Below are 16,388 nucleotides of genomic sequence, written 5' to 3'. Positions count from 1 at the left end.
ACTTGGATGCGCTACGCCTTAACGTTAGCCGCTAAAGCTGCTGCGCAAGGTGAAGTGCCGGTGGGCGCAGTGATTATTCGTGACGGGGTGGTGCTGGGTGAAGGTTGGAATCAGCCTATTACCTTGCACGACCCTTCGGCACACGCGGAAATGCTGGCAATGCGTGCGGCGGGTGTAGCGGCAGGGAATTACCGTTTGCCGGACACGACCTTGTACGTGACGTTAGAGCCTTGCCCTATGTGTGTGGGGGCGATGATTCATGCGCGGATTGCACGGGTGGTGTTTGGAGCTTTTGACCCGAAAACGGGGGCGGCGGGGAGTGCGTTTGATTTATTGACAGATCAGCGTCACAACCACCGGGTTAGTGTATCCGGTGGCGTGTTGAGCGAGGAATGCGCGGAAACCTTACGGGCTTTTTTCCGCGCACGCCGTCTGGCTTTAGCGACGAATACCCAGTAAACGTTCCCACCAAGTTAATGGACGTGGCGCAGGTGCTGGCGTAGGGCGCGGAGTCGGTACTGGCGTTGGTACTGGAACCGGAACCGGGGTAGGGCGCGGTGTTGGTACGGGAGCCGGTGTCGGAACCGGAGTAGGTACGGGTGTTGGAACCGGCGTAGGAGTCGGGGTCGGTGCGGGTATTGGTGTAACCGTTCCTGCCCGTGAGAACTTAATCATCTGCTCAACAATCGCTGCCAATGGCGAACCTTGCGCACTCGCTGCTGCTTTAGCAGATGCACGCCATGCTGCTGGCACAGCTTCCGCTTGCTTCCATGTGCCGGTTGCTTGAGTTTCGTAATTGGTTTGGGCGCGTGAGGTTTTGCCGGGTGTCCACAGGAAATCGGGGTGTCTGTTTTGATACCACTCGCCGCCGATAATGACTTTATTCGCATCCAACTCAAGATCGTAATAGTACGTGGCTTTTTGAATCGCATCGTGGCTAGGGTTGTCGTCAGTGCGTTGGCTGGGGCGGGTTTCAACCACGTAAGACACCACCATTTGCACCCCGATAACAAACTTGGTAGCAGGGCTACGGAAGGCGCGGAATTTGTCGTTAGTGAAATCACCAATCGCCACGGTTGCAGCGGCTAATGTCGCTTGAGCTGTGTTGGTTTTGGGATTGTAGTAACGGTATTCGTAAGCGTAAGTCGGTTGATTCCACACTTCGTAGTCAAACGTTACGTCCAGCACCATGCTGCGCCGTGACACCCCGATTTGGTTCACGACTGCCATGTGCCAAGTGCCGGGATTGGTGTCAAAGCATTGTGCAGACGTGGTGCGCCCGGTAACAGGGTCGCTGGTTGGGTCTTTGTCGTTACAACGCCCGCCAATGAACTTCGTGGAGCTGGCAGCATTTGCCCACAATAACGAACCCAATGCCTTAATGTCAGACGGGTAAAACGTAATCGGCACATTACTCGGTGTCTTCAAGGTAATCGCTTTGGTAGGGCGGCCTAGCATGTACGCCGCCGGAGCCCAGCCGTGACAAATCCCCATCCAGCTTTCAACTTCACCATTGGCATCGTAATAACGTTTGCCTTCTGCCCAGCCGTAACGGGTTAATGATTCACCCGCATCACCGACCAAGGCATCGTATTTTTCCGCCGGGGATAGTTGATTAATGCGTGCGGCACTGCCACTGGTGAGAATCGCGGCTGATGGCTTCGCGCGAATGTAATCTTGGTTCTTTTTCCAGTCTGCATCCGCTGGGAAGTTAGGATCGGCGTAACGCGCACCCAATACCCCTTTGTAAATGGCCCAATAATCATCCGACCAAGGGGATTCATCCAAACTGGCTTTCATTAATCCGGCAGCTTCGATGTCTTCAAGCTTTTTGTATTTGAAGGTATCAACCAGATTTTCAGCTTTATCATTGGCAGCAACAGCGGCACGGGTTGAAACCTCGCCGTTATCCAGCAGCATTTGCTGGCGTTGCTCGTCACGCGCATCAATGTAGGCTTGGCTGATGATTGCATCGTCTGAAAACAGCGTCGCACCTTGGGTGGGGTTGCCTGCTGCATCCTGCTTAGGGACTTGGCGATTCATGAACGTTATGGGGTCTTGGGTAAACGCTTTGAGATCGTCGTTGAGTTGTTGTTCTCTATCGTGGGACATACTGACTGCTCCTTGTCGATTGCGATAATGCTGCCATTAGATACGTTAGTGTTATGTGATTATGGTACTGAGTATAGACGCAATGGGCAGAGCTGGGATGAAAAGTGCGAATTAGTAGACAGGTGGTCGTCAATGCTCACCGTCATGACGAATCACATGCTCCCAACCGGCAACCCAATCAACCCCAACCTGTTGATTAATGCTGTAGTCAAAGTCCGGGTCATCTTCGTCGAAAAACTCATGCGCAATCACAGTTAAACCGTTTTCCAGCAAAATTTGCGAGTTCAGGGTTTGCCCGGTGTAATTGCGTTCAATCACTTTACCGGGGAAGCCTTGGCGGGCAATGCCATCGTTACGGCAATCAATGCGCAAATCTTCGGGGCGCAAAATCACATTAACCAACTCGCCGGTTTCAAAACGTTGATCCGCGCGAATCTCTTTTTCCACGCCATCAATCGTAGCAAGGTAATGGTAATCGCCGAGTTCGCGCACAATGGTGGCGGTAAACACATTGCTTTCGCCAATGAACCGCGCCACGAATAAATTACGCGGGGATTCGTAAATTTCGCGCGGTGTGCCGACTTGTTGCGCCTGCCCGTTGTGCATCACCATGACGCGATCCGACATTGACAAGGCTTCTTCTTGATCGTGGGTAACGTAGATAAACGTAATGCCCAATTTGCGTTGTAACTGCTTGAGTTCCATCTGCATTTGCTGACGCAGCTTATGATCGAGCGCACTCAGTGATTCGTCCAGCAACAGCACTTTCGGGCGGTTAACCATCGCTCTGGCAATGGCGACGCGCTGTTTTTGCCCGCCGGATAATTGATGCGGTTTACGGGTGGTAAACTCGGTTAATTGCACTGTGGTTAATGCTTCGGCAACACGCACCGCAATGTCTTGAGGGTTCACGCCTGCCATTTTCAAGCCAAACGCGACATTATCGAACACGCTCATGTGCGGAAACAGCGCGTAGCTTTGAAATACGGTGTTAACCGGGCGTTTTTCCGCAGGTACACCGCTTAATTCCACCCCATCCAGCAAAATATTGCCTTCATCGGGCTGTTCAAAGCCTGCAATCATCCGCAATACGGTAGTTTTACCGCAACCGGACGGCCCTAACAGCGTAAAAAATTCGCCGTGCTGAATCGTCAGGTTAAACCCGGACAGCACTTCTTGTGCGTCAAAACGTTTGGTAATGCCAGCAAGGGTGAGCAGCGGATTATTCACGAAAGTTTCACCGTTGAGAGAGTGGGTGCGGTGTCCCGCAAGCTGAAATGCAATCGTAACCCCATAGCGTTAATCACTTTCAGAATAGTGGAAAACTCAGGATTACCTTCACCCGATAACGCCTTGTAAAGACTCTCACGTGCCAACCCGGAATCACGTGCCAGTTGTGACATTCCACGGGCGCGGGCAATCACGCCCAACGCTTTGGCAATGAATTGCGGATCATCTCCCGCCTCTTCCATGCAAGCTTCCAGATAGTCCTGCATATCTTCATCGGTCTTTAAATAGGCAGCAGTATCGTAACGGCTGAATGTTGTACTCATGGATTTTCCCCCTTCCACAGATCGGCAACTACCTTTGCTCGTTGAATATCACGCTGTTGGGTGGACTTGTCACCACCACACAACAGCACTACCAATGCCTGCCCCCGTTGCATGAAATATAACCGATAACCGGGGCCATAATGAATGCGTGCCTCACTCATTCCTTCACCTATCGGTTCGGCATCACCAAAGTTTCCATCCGCCATGCGATCAAGCCGCGCATAAATACGCGCCCGCGCCTGTCGATCTTTCAGACCAAGCAGCCAATCTGAAAACACCTTACTTTGGATAATTTCTATCATTAAACCGTATCCTATGGTTAACACCACAAGCATAGCAAGTATTGAGCATAACGTGGTGGTTTTTGCTTAGAAGATTTCAGCGGATGGAGGAGGTAATGAACTTGCACTGGCGGCCCCAACAGGAATCGAACCTGTAGCTGCCCCTTAGGAGGGGGCCGTTTTATCCATTAAACTATGGAGCCAGCGTGCAGGTTGTGCATTCTATACGTTATCGGATGCAGCAGCAACGCGGTGTAACCCAAGGCGCGATGCGGGGATTTCAATACCGTCTTGGCGGAATGCTTTATCAATCGCCAGATTCAAGTCGCTGGTCACTCCAGTGCGTGCTTCGATATTCGTTACGAAACAGCGTAATTCAAATTTCAGTGAGTCCTCGCCGAACCCCCGGCATAGCACGTTGATGCGCATGGCTTCGTCGCTTTTTACGACGGTGGGGTGTGCGTCGGCGACGGCTTGTAAAATGTGCATGACCCGTTCTGAATCTGAGCCGTAAGCCACGCTGATGGGAATAATAATGCGCCCCACGTTGTCATTGAGCATCATATTGGTGACTTGCCCGGAAATAATTTCCGAATTCGGCACAATAATATCGGAATGATCAAACGCCTGAATGGTGGTTGAGCGAATGCTAATGTCGCGCACGTAGCCTTCAGCATTGCCGACTTTGATCCAATCGCCTTTGCGAATCGGGCGTTCAAACAATAAAATCAGGCCGGAAACAAAGTTATTCACGATGTTTTGTAAGCCAAAACCGATACCGACGGATAATGCCCCGGCGATAATCGCGAGGTTTTTGAATTCAATCCCAGCGACGGATAAGCCCAGTAAAATAGCCAGTAAAATCCCAATATAACCGGAAACCGTGGTAGCCGTTTCTTGTGCGCCACGGCTTAATCCGGTGCGTTGCAGCCAGTTTTCCGCGACGTGTGTTTTCAGTACATGGGTCATGCTGATCAGCAGCGCAATTACCAGCAAGCCGCCGATAATACGCAACGGTTCCAGTTTAAAACCGGCAATTTCAAAACCGCTATCCAGCCGGTTCAGCAACAGGGTGAGGTATTGCTCCGGCATTCCCCACAGGCGTAGCAGCAATAATACCGAAATGCCGGTAATGCTCAGTGCCAGCGTCAAACGCAACCACACCATACCCGGTACAAATTGGTTCGCTTTTAAGCCTAAATGCTGGCGAATGTGCTGTTGCCAAGGAGCGCGGCCTTCGTCAAGACCATCAAAGATTTCTTTGGGAATTTGTAACAACAGCCATGCCGTTAACAATACCACCAGCGATCCGGTTACGCCGCTGATTAACAGGTGCGCAAAATTGCGATAACCCAGCCATAAACTACCGATGGCAACGAGCAAGGCCACCACCGCCAGCAAATACAAACGGGTGTAGCGCAAAAAAGCCAAACGCCCCGATAACAGCCACAACACCCGAATCAAGCCTAATGCCAGCAGCGTCCCGCCAACAATGTGCGCTAAACCCAATAAATCATTGTCAGGCAGTGGCGGTATACCCAGCGGATGCAGTTGGAATGCGATCAGCACGCAAGCCAGCGACAGCAAATACGGCATAAACTGTTGCCCGTATCGCCAAGTCTGTCCCAGCGTCGGGCTGGTGGTAGTTAATGCAAGCTGGCGAGCCTGATGCGTATTCCGCGCCCGTTTGCGCCAAAACAGCCCCAGCACCAAGCCACCCACACCGTAAAGCAGCGCGATGGGCAAGTGAAGCCAAGCAATTTCCGGCTGCCACAAGGTATTCGCGGTATTGATAATATCCAGCTTCCACACTTCCGGCTGTAACAACGCTTCTAAGTGACTCAGTATTGAATGCGTTGGGGTCAGCAGTTGATCGTGTAACAGGGTTTGGCGTGATTTACTGATTTCTTCCAGCAAGGTATTGATGCGCAAACTAAATAAACGGCATTGCGACAATACTTTTTCCGCAGCTTGGCGGCTTTGTTCCAATTCTTTGCGCTTATTTTTAATGTCGGGTAAATCGTCACTGCTGGCAGCACCGAGGCTCTCAATCGCTTGCTGGGCTTGGGTTTGATTTTGGGTGTAATCGCTTAAACAGGTTTGCGCTTGTTGCGCTAAATGGGTGCTGGCGGTTGCCAATTGCTCTAGTTGCGTTACGTCATCTTTGTTTTGCGCAAATGTTTGTTCAGCCGCGTCTACTTGCCGCCGTAAATCGTCCAGTAATGCATTTGCCGTCAAGGTATCCGCCGCGTATCCCGGCAATGCGCACATCAACCAGAGGATAAACCCAAGTAAGTAATGATGAAAATAGTCCCGCATAATGTCCGCTTGATTGCTTTATTCCAATTAAAGGATAACATCGCAGGCCAATGAATTGGGATAAACTTGGCATCATGTGTGATTTTCAGCGGATAAAAGTAGGGGTCAGCGCGTGCCTGATTGGGCAGGAAGTGCGTTATGACGGCAGCCACAAGCGTGACGGTTATATCACGGGAACCTTGGGTCAATACTTCGACTTTTTGCCCTTATGCCCGGAAGTCGGTGCAGGGTTGGGGATGCCGCGCCCGACGATTCGTTTAATCCGCCGCGATAGTCAAATACGGGCGGTCAATGTTAAAGATGCCAGCGTCGATCACACCCAAGCCTTAGCCCATTATCTGGATAAAGTAGTGGCGCAAGTCAGCGAGGTTTGCGGTTATATCCTCAAAAAAAGCTCACCCAGTTGCGGGATGGAACGTGTCAAAGTTTACGATCCGCTAAAACCCAACTTACCCCCGGAACGTGATGGCGTAGGCTTGTTTGCACAGGCATTGCGGGCGCGTTTCCCGCTGTTACCGATGGAAGAAGAAGGGCGGTTGTGTGACCCGGTATTGCGTGAAAATTTCATCGGGCGGGTATTTGTTTATCACCGCTGGCGCGATTTGCTGGCAACGGGATTAACGCCTGCATCACTGGTCGATTTCCATGCGGATCACAAATACATGCTGATGGCGCACGATCAAGACATTGCGCGTCAATTAGGGCAAAAAGTGGCGCAAGCCGGTGCGGTCACGGATTTAGCAGCATTGGGTGAGGAATACATTATCTTGCTGATGGCGGCGTTATCCAAACGGGTGACACGCGGTCGTCATGCGAATGTGTTAATGCACCTAATGGGTTATTTGAAACCGCACATTGACGCGCTGGATCGTGAAGAATTACTCGACACCATTCACCAATACCGCCAAGGCTATGTGCCGCTGGTAGTGCCGGTGACATTATTGAAACACCATTTTCGGCGGCATCCGCAGCCTTATATCGGGCGGCAACACTACCTTAGCCCGCATCCGGGTGAGTTGATGCTGCGTAACCAGTTGTAGGTCGGGGCGTTGTTGTGCCATTCTCTTGCCTTTGTGTTGTCATGTAGAGCTTGTGGGTAATGAATAGTCTGGAATGGCGGGTAACAGCATCGTTAGCGGCGATTTACGCAGTGCGAATGCTGGGTCTGTTCATGATTTTGCCGGTATTTGCTTTGTATGCCGAAACCTTACCGGATTCGACCCCTTGGTTAGCGGGTTTAGCCATTGGGATTTACGGCCTGACGCAGGCCATCTTTCAAATTCCACTGGGGATTTTATCCGATAAAATCGGGCGTAAGCCGGTGATTATTGGCGGCTTGCTGGTGTTCGCATTGGGAAGTGCGGTGGCTGCTTTAGCACATAGTATGTGGGTAATCGTGCTGGGGCGGGCGATTCAGGGTATGGGCGCGGTAGCTGCACCGACGATGGCTTTAGCGGCGGATTTGATTCGTGAAGAGCACCGGGTGCGCACCATGGGAATTATCGGTTTAACTATCGGTGTCTCTTTCATGCTGGGGATGATTATCGGCCCCTTGGTGAATCAATTTGGCGGCGTGCCAAGCATTTTTTGGCTAACCTTATTATTAGCATTGAGTGGAATTGCACTGGTGGTATTCGCGATTCCTAACCCTGCCCGCACCTTGCAACACCGCGATGCCGGGATTATGAAAGATTATTTGGGTAAGGCTCTTGCGAATGTCGCGTTGCTGCGCATGAACGTGGGGGTGTTTATCCTGCATTTGGTGATGACCGCGAACTTTCTGGTATTGCCGACGATTTTTGAACAGGAGTTGGGCTTACCCAGCAGCGAACACTGGAAAGTCTATTTGCCGGTGTTTTTGGGGTCGTTTTTACTGTCGATTCCATTGATTATTATGGCGGAAAAGCAACATAAAATCCGCCCGTTACTGTTGATGGCAACCGTGTTGTTGATTGTGGCGGAACTAGCAATGGCAGCGGGACACGCCAACGCTACCTGGTTATTTGTGGCGTTTTTACTATTCTTTATTGGTTTCAACTTTCTGGAAGCGGTGCAGCCTTCGTTAGTGGCGAAGTATTCGGCGGTGAATACCAAGGGAACCGCGATGGGTATCTTTAGTAGCTCACAATTTCTGGGTATTTTTGCCGGTGGCTCACTCGGTGGTATGGTGAACCATGAGTGGGGTGTCACGGGTGTGTTTGTGTTGAGCGCGGCGATTGCGGCGGTGTGGTTGCTGGTGGCATTGAAATTACCTCCGCCGACTTTTTATACCAGCCGTATTGTGAAGCTCGACCCGTTGTTGTTTTCAGATAAACAACGCTTGCACGATGCGTTGCTGGCAGTTCCGGGGGTTAAAGAGGTAGCGGTGGCAGCGGATGAGTGCGTCGCTTATCTGAAAGTTGATAAGGCCAGTCTGGATCAATCCGCACTGGATGCATTCTCAAGCCCATCAGCGTAAAATCGCCGAACATTTTAGAGCAAGGATAAAACATGGCACGTGGTATCAATAAGGTTATTTTGGTTGGCACGGTGGGTAGAGACCCCGAAATGAAGTACACACCCAGCGGTGATGCGATTGCAAACATCAGTATAGCCACTAGTGAGTCATGGAAAGACAAAAATACTGGTGAGAAAAAAGAAGTCACCGAATGGCATCGCGTGGTTTTTTACCGTCAGTTAGCAGATATTGTTGGCAAATACGTGCGTAAAGGCCAACAAGTGTATATCGAGGGCAGTTTGAAAACGCGCTCTTGGGAAAAAGACGGTCAAAAGCATTATGCAACTGATATTGTTGCCAGCGAAATGCAAATGTTAGGTAGTCGTCAAGGTAGCGGTATGGGCGCGGGCAGTTACGACGAAGCTCCACGCAGCAGCAATAGTGGCGGTGGTTACGGTAGCGCACCTGCTGCACAACAGTCAGCGGCTCCGCAAAGCAGCCATAATGACCGTGGTTTTGAAGATTTTGATGATGATATTCCGTTTTAAAAAACACCTAAGTCAAGGTGCGGCGTAATTTCGCGGCCTTGTGCGCATCGCTTTGGTGATAGTGAGTTTGAGTAAGGAGAGGGTATGTCGAACATTAAAGGCAAAGGGCATTGCCAATCGTGCCAGATACGGCATTTGAGTATTTTTGCCCAATTGCCGATAGACCGACTGGTGGAAATCCAAGTATTTCAGCCATCGGTCGTGGTGTATGCCCCCGATGAAACGGTTTATCACCAAGGCGATAGTGCCTTAAATGCATTTACCCTGCGTAAGGGTTTAATTAAATTAACCAAGACCTTACCTAACGGACGTACCCAGATTGTCAGGGTGTTACGCACCGGTGATTTGTTCGGTTTTGATGGTTTTGCCAACGAACCCTACAACCACACCGCAACTCCTTTAAGTGAAATTGAAGTGTGTCGCCTGCCTTTGGGCGAACTCATGGAGCTGAAAAAGCAGAACCCTGAAATTGAAAACACCATGATGCGCCGCTGGATTCAGCACTTACGTGAAGCCGAAGACATGATGCTGGAATTAGGCGCGAAAAAAGCTCCCGAACGTTTGGCCTCGTTTTTAATTCGCTGGTGCGAAGGCACGGGCGGCAGTTGGGTAGTTTTACCTTTGTCACGCGGTGAAATCGGCGAGTTATTGGGCTTAACGATTGAAACCGTCAGTCGCTTTTTGTCGGATTGGAAACGCCAAGGTTTCCTCAATGAGCAGCGTGGTAGCATTCAAATACAAGATGTCGATGGCCTGCGCAAAATGGCGTGTGCCAGCGGTAATTGTTGAGTCACCTGGGTTATGCTGGCTGAAGCTAACCTCAATCTTTACATCACTTCAGCGCACCCGTGCCCGTATTTAACGGGTCAGCAAGCCATCAATTTATTGGTCGACCCGTGCTATCGGATGAATCCGGCGTTGTATGCGCGTTTGCTCGATAGCGGTTTTCGGCGTAGTGGTGACGATGTTTACCGCCCACATTGCCAAGCCTGCCAAGCGTGTGTGTCAACCCGCATTACGGTGGCTGATTTCGTACCGAACCGTTCCCAGCAGCGTAATTGGCAACATAATCATGATATTACGGTGCACATCAATCGCGGTGAAGGTTTTAAACCGGCTTACGACACGCTTTATCGCCACTATATTAATCACCGGCATTACGGTGGTGGGATGGACGCGGATAGCACCGAAACCTTTGCCAGTTTTCTGTTGAGCCGTTGGTGTACCACCATGCTGGTGGAGTTTTATGCGGAAGAACAGTTATTGGCGGTGGCAGCCGTCGATGAATTGTCGAGCGGTTTATCATCGGTTTACACGTTTTTTGACCCGCAAGTGAGTCAAAAGCGCGGTTTAGGCACTTATGCGGTATTGTGGCAAATCGCTTTTGCACAGACGCAAGGCTTGCCTTATGTTTACCCCGGTTACTGGATTGAAGCGTCCCCGAAGATGCGTTACAAAACCCAGTTTCAACCTATCGAGGGTTTAATTAATGGGCAGTGGCAGGCATTAAAAAAATAGACAGGTCGTCTGGAAGTTAATGGCTTTGGCGGATTTTCGTGCTATGTTTCGGTAAAACCTGTCACCCTAGCGCGAGAACAATAATGCTTAAAACGTTTACGCTGCACACTATTTCGCACCAACAACAAACTGCTGAAAATGGCCTGATTACATGGGAAATGCTTGACGAGCAAAGCAAATTACGTCAGGTAAAAGGCATTACCTCACTGAGTCAGCAAGGTTTTATCAAGAACGTACAGTCGGTACATCGCCGCGAAATGCCTTTAGTCGAAATCCTCTCGCAACGCGGGGAAGGCGATACTTTTAGCATCGACTTTTCGCTATTCAATCAAACGTTCGACTATCAGCCACGCGACGTATTTCCGCCTAGCATCCCGCCCGCTGGCAATCGCCTGAAAAACGGGCTAAAGATGCTGTTTCAACTGCCGTTTCGGCGTTAGTGGCGGAAGTGGCGCATACCCGTAAACACCATTGCCATGCCGTGTTCGTTCGCCGCCGCAATGACTTCTTCATCGCGCATGGAACCACCCGGTTGAATCACCGCTTTGATACCTGCGGCGGCGGCACTGTCGATACCATCGCGGAACGGGAAGAATGCATCTGATGCCATCACGGAACCCGGCACAACTAAACCAGCGTGTTCGGCTTTGATGGCGGCGATGCGTGCTGAATTGATACGGCTCATTTGACCCGCGCCCACACCAATCGTCATATTGCCGCTGGCGTAGACAATCGCGTTGGATTTAACGAATTTGGCAACCTTCCAGGCAAATTGCAGGTCGAGCAACTCGGCATCCGTTGGTTGGCGCGTAGACACGACTTTCAGCTCATCCAGCAACGCGATGTCAGCCGTTTGCACCAGCAAGCCACCGTTAACCCGTTTGAAGTCGAGACGATTAGCCACTTCTGAACCCCATTGATCCACGGTCAACAAGCGCACGTTTTTCTTGGCAGCGACCACCGCAACAGCTTCAGGCGAAACCCCCGGTGCGATAATCACTTCTACAAACTGACGATCCACGATCACTTTTGCGGTTTCGCCGTCTAGCGGTTGGTTGAATGCAATAATGCCGCCGAAGGCGGATTCAGGGTCAGTGCTGTAAGCGCGGTTGTAGGCTTCCAGCAAATTCGCGCCGATGGCAACGCCGCACGGGTTAGCGTGCTTGACGATAACGCAAGCCGGTGCGCCGTCGAATTGCTTGACGCATTCGAGTGCGGCATCGGTGTCGGCGATATTATTGTAAGACAATTCCTTGCCTTGAATCTGGACGGCGGTAGCAATGCTGCCTTGCGGGGCGTTGTATTCCGCGTAAAACGCGCCAGCTTGATGGCTGTTTTCACCGTAACGGCAATCTTGTTTCTTCTCGACTTGCAGGCTGAAAGTGCGTGGGAAAGTCGCGGGTGCTGCATGGCTGGCTTCGCCGACCCGTGCGCCGAAATAGTTGGCAATCATGCCGTCGTAACGTGCGGTGTGTTCAAACGCCTTAATCGCCAAATCAAAACGGGTAGCAGGGGTGATGCAACCTGCGCTGGCTTCCATTTCCGCCTGAATACGCGCGTAATCGCCGGGTTCAGTCACGATAGTCACGTGCGCGTGGTTTTTGGCACTGGCGCGAACCATCGTGGGGCCGCCGATGTCGATATTTTCAACCGCGTCTTCAAAGCTGCAACCGGGCTTGGAAACGGTGGCTTCAAACGGATAAAGGTTAACCACGATCAGGTCGATACGCCCGATGTTATGTTCTGCCATGACCGCATCATCTTGTCCGCGACGTGCCAAAATGCCGCCGTGAATTTTCGGGTGCAGGGTTTTCACGCGCCCATCCATCATTTCCGGGAAGCCGGTGTAGTCGGAGACTTCGGTGACGGGTACGCCATTATCCGCCAGCAGCTTGGCAGTGCCGCCCGTGGACAGTAAATGCACGCCTTGGCTGTGCAGGAAACGGGCAAATTCGAGTACGCCCGATTTGTCAGAAACGCTTAACAGAGCGCGGGTGACGGGCAGGTTAGAGGCGGTTGTCATTACAGTTTTTCCTTCACAAAATGGATAATGTCAGCAACGGGGATTTTCACTGCATCGCCACCGCTACGTGCTTTGTATTCAATTTCACCGGCTTGCAAGCCGCGCTCGGAGATAATCAGGCGGTGCGGAATGCCCAGCAATTCATGGTCGGCAAACATTGCACCGGGGCGTAATGCACGATCATCCAGCAATACATCCACGCCTGCTGCTTGCAATTGCGCGTAAAGTTCTTCCGCTTTCGCTGCCACATCCGGCGATTTCTGCATATTCAGCGGCGCAATCACCACGGTGAAAGGCGCAATCGCCGCAGGCCAACGAATGCCAAATTCGTCGTTATTTTGCTCAATCGCCGACGCAACCACGCGGGAAACGCCGATGCCGTAGCAACCCATGGTCATCACTTGCGCCCGACCGCTTTCATCCAGCACCGTGGCGTTGAGTTTTGACGAATAGGTTTTGCCCAACTGGAAGATGTGACCGACTTCAATACCGCGCACGATAGACAGCGTGCCGCAACCATCGGGGCTGGGGTCGCCTTCGATTACGTTACGCAAATCAGCAACTTGCGGCAGCGCGACATCGCGTTCCCAGTTGATGCCGAAAAAGTGTTTGCCGTCGACATTCGCGCCTGCGCCGAAGTCGGACATATTCGCTACAGTACGGTCAGCGATGACCGGAATTTTTAAACCGACCGGGCCTAAAGAACCGGGGCTTGCACCGATGAGTGGGCGAATTTCATCTTCGCGGGCAAAGCGCAACGGCACAGCAACGCCGGGGATTTTTTCCGCTTTGATTTCATTTAAGGTGTGATCGCCACGTACCAACAGTGCGACGAAATCGTATTCTGCGTCTTCGGCGGCTGCCACGATCAGGGTTTTGACGGTTTTTTCAATCGCCATGCCAAATTGTTCCACCAATTCTTCGATGGTTTTGGCGTTTGGCGTGTCGACTTCGCGCATCGTTTCAGTGGGCGCGGCGCGTTCGGCAATCAGGCAAACCGCTTCTGCCAACTCGATATTAGCGGCGTAGTTGCTGCCACTGGCGAACGCAATTGCGTCTTCACCGGAATCGGCCAACACGTGGAACTCGTGCGAAGCGTTGCCCCCAATCGAGCCAGTATCGGCTTGTACCGGGCGGAAATCCAAGCCCAAACGCTGGAAGATGCGCGAATACGCCGCAAACATGGTGTCGTAGGTTTCTTGCAACGATTCCTGGGTGGCGTGGAAGGAGTAGGCATCCTTCATCAAGAATTCACGCGCACGCATCACCCCGAAACGCGGACGCACTTCGTCACGGAATTTGGTTTGAATCTGGTAGAAATTGATCGGCAACTGTTTGTAGCTGCTCAATTCCTTGCGGGCGTAATCGGTAATGATTTCTTCGTGGGTCGGGCCGTAGCAGAAATCGCGCTGGTGACGGTCACGAATGCGCAGTAATTCCGCACCGTACTTTTCCCAACGCCCGGATTCTTGCCACAACTCGGCAGGTTGCACCGACGGCATTAGCACTTCGATAGCACCCGCATTGTTCATTTCTTCACGCACAATGGCTTCGACCTTGCGCAGCACGCGCAAGCCATACGGCATCCATGTATACAAACCGGATGCAAGGCGGCGGATCATGCCAGCACGCAGCATTAACTGGTGGCTGACAACTTCAGCGTCTGCGGGTGTTTCACGCAGGGTGGTAATAGGAAATCGGGAAACTCGCATGGTTGTATCTTAAGTCTGAAGTAAGAAAGCGGTGATTATAGGATTCACAGCGCGTTTGCGAAACCTTTTTGGCATCACAGTGCGCTTGACCATTATTTATTCCACTTCAACGACCAGCTTGGTGTACTCATGGTGTGATAGCGGGGTTTGCCACGATACTTGGCTTTTAAGAAAATCACTTAACAACGCTGTTCACTCTTGGTAAACGCCCATTATCTATATATAATTAGGTTGTTATATATAGGAGTGTGCCACATGCAAGCCGGACTCGCCGAAATCCAGAAAAACATCGCCATTCTCACCACGCTCACCGAGCCGTTGCAGATCGTGGATAAATGCCGTAAGCAAATCATTGCCACAGTTTACCCGCGTCTTGCTGCTCATAACGCCCAACGGCTGGCTGGCAAATACCGCCAGCGTATCCCAACCGCTTTACGTGCCGTCTCGTTTGAAGAAGTCCGGGAGGCTGCCCTGTTAGCTGCGATGAAGGAAAAATATGACGTTGCTAATTGATACCAATATCATCATTCGCTACCTCGTGGGCGACCATGCGGAATTGCTGGCAAAATCCACCGAACTGTTTGCACGGGTTGAACGCGGTGAGCAAGACATTATCATTCTTGATAGCGTAGTGATGGAGGCATTTTTTGTCCTGACTAAATTCTACCAACTGCCCAAGGCGGAAGTGATCGACGACCTCAAGACCATCCTCGCCTTCGCAGGAGTGATCAATGACGACAAGTTCCAGATCATCGAAACGTTGAACCTCGTCCTCTACAAGAACATCGACTTTGTGGATGCGCTATTGTGCGTGAAGAGCAAACTATACGGACTGGAACTGTTCAGTTTCGATGACCGTTTGAACAAACGTTGTTCGTGACATGATCACCCCATCGAGATTCGCATGATTTGTTAATGCCCCGGCTTGCAAATCGCCTTATTGAGAACCGCACGGCTGGTTAAGGTAATCAGCAGCACCACCAACACGGTCAGTAACGCCAGCAAACCAGTCGCGATCCACTGATACGCAACCACTTGTGATTTTTCATACATCACAAAGCTCGCAATCGTAATCGCCGCCGTCGGGAACGAATACGCCCACCAAGGCAACCCAAATTTCAACTTCGCAAACCGCCCGAATTGGCTCAGTAACAACAGTGTCAGGAACAGCCCAAAGAAATACAGCACCCGCGCAAACGCATCCAACTCATTTTCCAGCCGCATATAAGCAATAAAACCCACCGCTGGTGGCGCAATTAAAATAAACAAAGTCGGCAGCAAAAACGCATCAATTGCCTGATGAAAGATCATGCGGTTAAACACCAAGGTCATTAAAATCAGCCAGAAAAACATGCCGATGCTAAAGAAAAACCACGACACATCCACAAATCCAAGCGGTACACCCGCCACTGGCACAAGCACATTCCCCACCGCTGGAATGAACCATGCTGGGTTAATGTGCTGAATCTGGAAATGTTCGTGGTGCATCCATTTATTCACCACATACAGGGTAAATAACAGATGCAGCAACGCTCCTGTCGCCCAGATAGGCAGTACGAAACTGACGTTCATTCCCTGTAATGCGGTCGCAATCAGTAACAAACTGATCGAAATTGTCGGAAAAAAACTCAGTTTGACCGGATGCGCTAACTCCTGCGCCACGCTTTGCGGATGCCGCCAAAGTTTACTGAGGTAAATCACCAGCATCAGGCTGAATACCCCGACCGTCAGGCCAACCAGCCAAGGGGTAATTCCCAGATCAAGCTGAAATACATGCTGGGCTTTTTCCCACGCAATCGTCAGACCCGACAAGCCCATTACCACCGAAAAGAAGGAGATCGGGAAAAAGGCTAAACGCCCGTGTGGTGTAGGAGTGTGTTCCATC

The 16,388-nt window shown here is 51.3% G+C and carries 17 protein-coding genes and 1 tRNA gene; 9 read left to right on the top strand and 9 right to left on the bottom strand.

Features of this window, described 5'->3' with window-relative positions; genetic code table 11:
- Positions 1–6: 6 nt before the first annotated feature.
- Positions 7–459, top strand: a complete 453-nt coding sequence (gene tadA / locus J9260_RS10125; protein ID WP_246499762.1) for a tRNA adenosine(34) deaminase TadA — start codon at positions 7–9, stop codon at positions 457–459.
- Here tadA and J9260_RS10120 read toward each other — a convergent pair.
- The 6 genes from J9260_RS10120 to J9260_RS10095 form a co-directional block, all read right to left on the bottom strand.
- The gene (locus J9260_RS10120; RefSeq protein WP_210217667.1) at positions 439–2,112 is read right to left on the bottom strand and encodes a hypothetical protein; all 1,674 of its coding nucleotides are present in this window, start codon (positions 2,110–2,112) and stop codon (positions 439–441) included. The two genes, tadA and J9260_RS10120, sit on opposite strands and share 21 nt — an antisense overlap.
- A 129-nt stretch (positions 2,113–2,241) precedes the next feature.
- A complete protein-coding gene (potA, locus tag J9260_RS10115) occupies positions 2,242–3,342 on the bottom strand; it encodes a spermidine/putrescine ABC transporter ATP-binding protein PotA (protein WP_246499383.1) in 1,101 nt (366 codons plus the stop codon).
- A complete protein-coding gene (locus J9260_RS10110; RefSeq protein ID WP_210217666.1) occupies positions 3,339–3,665 on the bottom strand; it encodes an addiction module antidote protein in 327 nt (108 codons plus the stop codon). The genes potA and J9260_RS10110 overlap by 4 nt, the downstream gene beginning before the upstream one ends.
- Complete coding sequence (locus J9260_RS10105) at positions 3,662–3,967, bottom strand: type II toxin-antitoxin system RelE/ParE family toxin (protein ID WP_210217665.1); 306 nt, start codon at positions 3,965–3,967, stop codon at positions 3,662–3,664. The genes J9260_RS10110 and J9260_RS10105 overlap by 4 nt, the downstream gene beginning before the upstream one ends.
- 107 nt (positions 3,968–4,074) lie before the next feature.
- Positions 4,075–4,149, bottom strand: a tRNA-Arg gene (locus tag J9260_RS10100).
- Positions 4,150–4,168: 19 nt separating this feature from the next.
- Positions 4,169–6,265, bottom strand: coding sequence for a mechanosensitive ion channel domain-containing protein (locus J9260_RS10095; RefSeq protein WP_210217664.1), 2,097 nt, complete (start codon positions 6,263–6,265; stop codon positions 4,169–4,171).
- Between the two features lie 50 nt (positions 6,266–6,315).
- Between J9260_RS10095 and J9260_RS10090 the strand changes: the two genes are divergently transcribed.
- The 6 genes from J9260_RS10090 (at position 6,316) to J9260_RS10065 (ending at position 11,208) form a co-directional block, all read left to right on the top strand.
- Positions 6,316–7,305 carry a YbgA family protein gene (locus tag J9260_RS10090; protein WP_246499381.1) on the top strand — a complete coding sequence of 330 codons (990 nt, stop codon included), beginning with the start codon at positions 6,316–6,318 and terminating at the stop codon, positions 7,303–7,305.
- 59 nt (positions 7,306–7,364) lie between these two features.
- Entirely contained in the window at positions 7,365–8,723 is a 1,359-nt protein-coding gene (locus J9260_RS10085; protein WP_210217663.1) for an MFS transporter, read from the top strand.
- Between the two features lie 32 nt (positions 8,724–8,755).
- The gene (ssb, locus tag J9260_RS10080; protein WP_210217662.1) at positions 8,756–9,250 is read left to right on the top strand and encodes a single-stranded DNA-binding protein; all 495 of its coding nucleotides are present in this window, start codon (positions 8,756–8,758) and stop codon (positions 9,248–9,250) included.
- 84 nt (positions 9,251–9,334) lie between these two features.
- On the top strand, positions 9,335–10,039 hold the full coding sequence (locus J9260_RS10075) for a Crp/Fnr family transcriptional regulator (RefSeq protein ID WP_210217661.1): 705 nt from the start codon (positions 9,335–9,337) through the stop codon (positions 10,037–10,039).
- Positions 10,040–10,051: 12 nt separating this feature from the next.
- The gene (locus tag J9260_RS10070) at positions 10,052–10,768 is read left to right on the top strand and encodes an arginyltransferase (RefSeq protein ID WP_210217660.1); all 717 of its coding nucleotides are present in this window, start codon (positions 10,052–10,054) and stop codon (positions 10,766–10,768) included.
- A gap of 83 nt (positions 10,769–10,851) precedes the next feature.
- Positions 10,852–11,208 carry a hypothetical protein gene (locus J9260_RS10065; protein ID WP_210217659.1) on the top strand — a complete coding sequence of 119 codons (357 nt, stop codon included), beginning with the start codon at positions 10,852–10,854 and terminating at the stop codon, positions 11,206–11,208.
- Here J9260_RS10065 and purH read toward each other — a convergent pair.
- Together purH and J9260_RS10055 are read right to left on the bottom strand one after the other, a co-directional pair.
- On the bottom strand, positions 11,205–12,791 hold the full coding sequence (gene purH / locus J9260_RS10060) for a bifunctional phosphoribosylaminoimidazolecarboxamide formyltransferase/IMP cyclohydrolase (protein ID WP_210217658.1): 1,587 nt from the start codon (positions 12,789–12,791) through the stop codon (positions 11,205–11,207). The genes J9260_RS10065 and purH overlap by 4 nt on opposite strands.
- Positions 12,791–14,503: a proline--tRNA ligase gene (locus tag J9260_RS10055; RefSeq protein ID WP_210217657.1), complete on the bottom strand. Its 1,713-nt coding sequence runs from the start codon at positions 14,501–14,503 to the stop codon at positions 12,791–12,793. The genes purH and J9260_RS10055 overlap by 1 nt, the downstream gene beginning before the upstream one ends.
- Before the next feature lie 255 nt (positions 14,504–14,758).
- Here J9260_RS10055 and J9260_RS10050 point away from each other — a divergent pair, with 255 nt between their 5' ends.
- Together J9260_RS10050 and J9260_RS10045 are read left to right on the top strand one after the other, a co-directional pair.
- Positions 14,759–15,016 carry a hypothetical protein gene (locus J9260_RS10050; RefSeq protein WP_210217656.1) on the top strand — a complete coding sequence of 86 codons (258 nt, stop codon included), beginning with the start codon at positions 14,759–14,761 and terminating at the stop codon, positions 15,014–15,016.
- Positions 15,000–15,383 carry a type II toxin-antitoxin system VapC family toxin gene (locus J9260_RS10045; RefSeq protein WP_210217655.1) on the top strand — a complete coding sequence of 128 codons (384 nt, stop codon included), beginning with the start codon at positions 15,000–15,002 and terminating at the stop codon, positions 15,381–15,383. Before J9260_RS10050 ends, J9260_RS10045 begins: the two co-directional genes overlap by 17 nt.
- A gap of 32 nt (positions 15,384–15,415) precedes the next feature.
- Here J9260_RS10045 and J9260_RS10040 read toward each other — a convergent pair whose 3' ends face one another.
- On the bottom strand, positions 15,416–16,387 hold the full coding sequence (locus tag J9260_RS10040) for an SLAC1 anion channel family protein (RefSeq protein ID WP_246499379.1): 972 nt from the start codon (positions 16,385–16,387) through the stop codon (positions 15,416–15,418).
- Position 16,388 lies beyond the last annotated feature (1 nt).

The sequence above is a fragment of the Thiothrix unzii genome (assembly GCF_017901175.1).
GTDB classification, from domain to species: Bacteria; Pseudomonadota; Gammaproteobacteria; order Thiotrichales; family Thiotrichaceae; genus Thiothrix; species Thiothrix unzii.
This window is presented reverse-complemented; position numbering and strand designations above follow the sequence as displayed.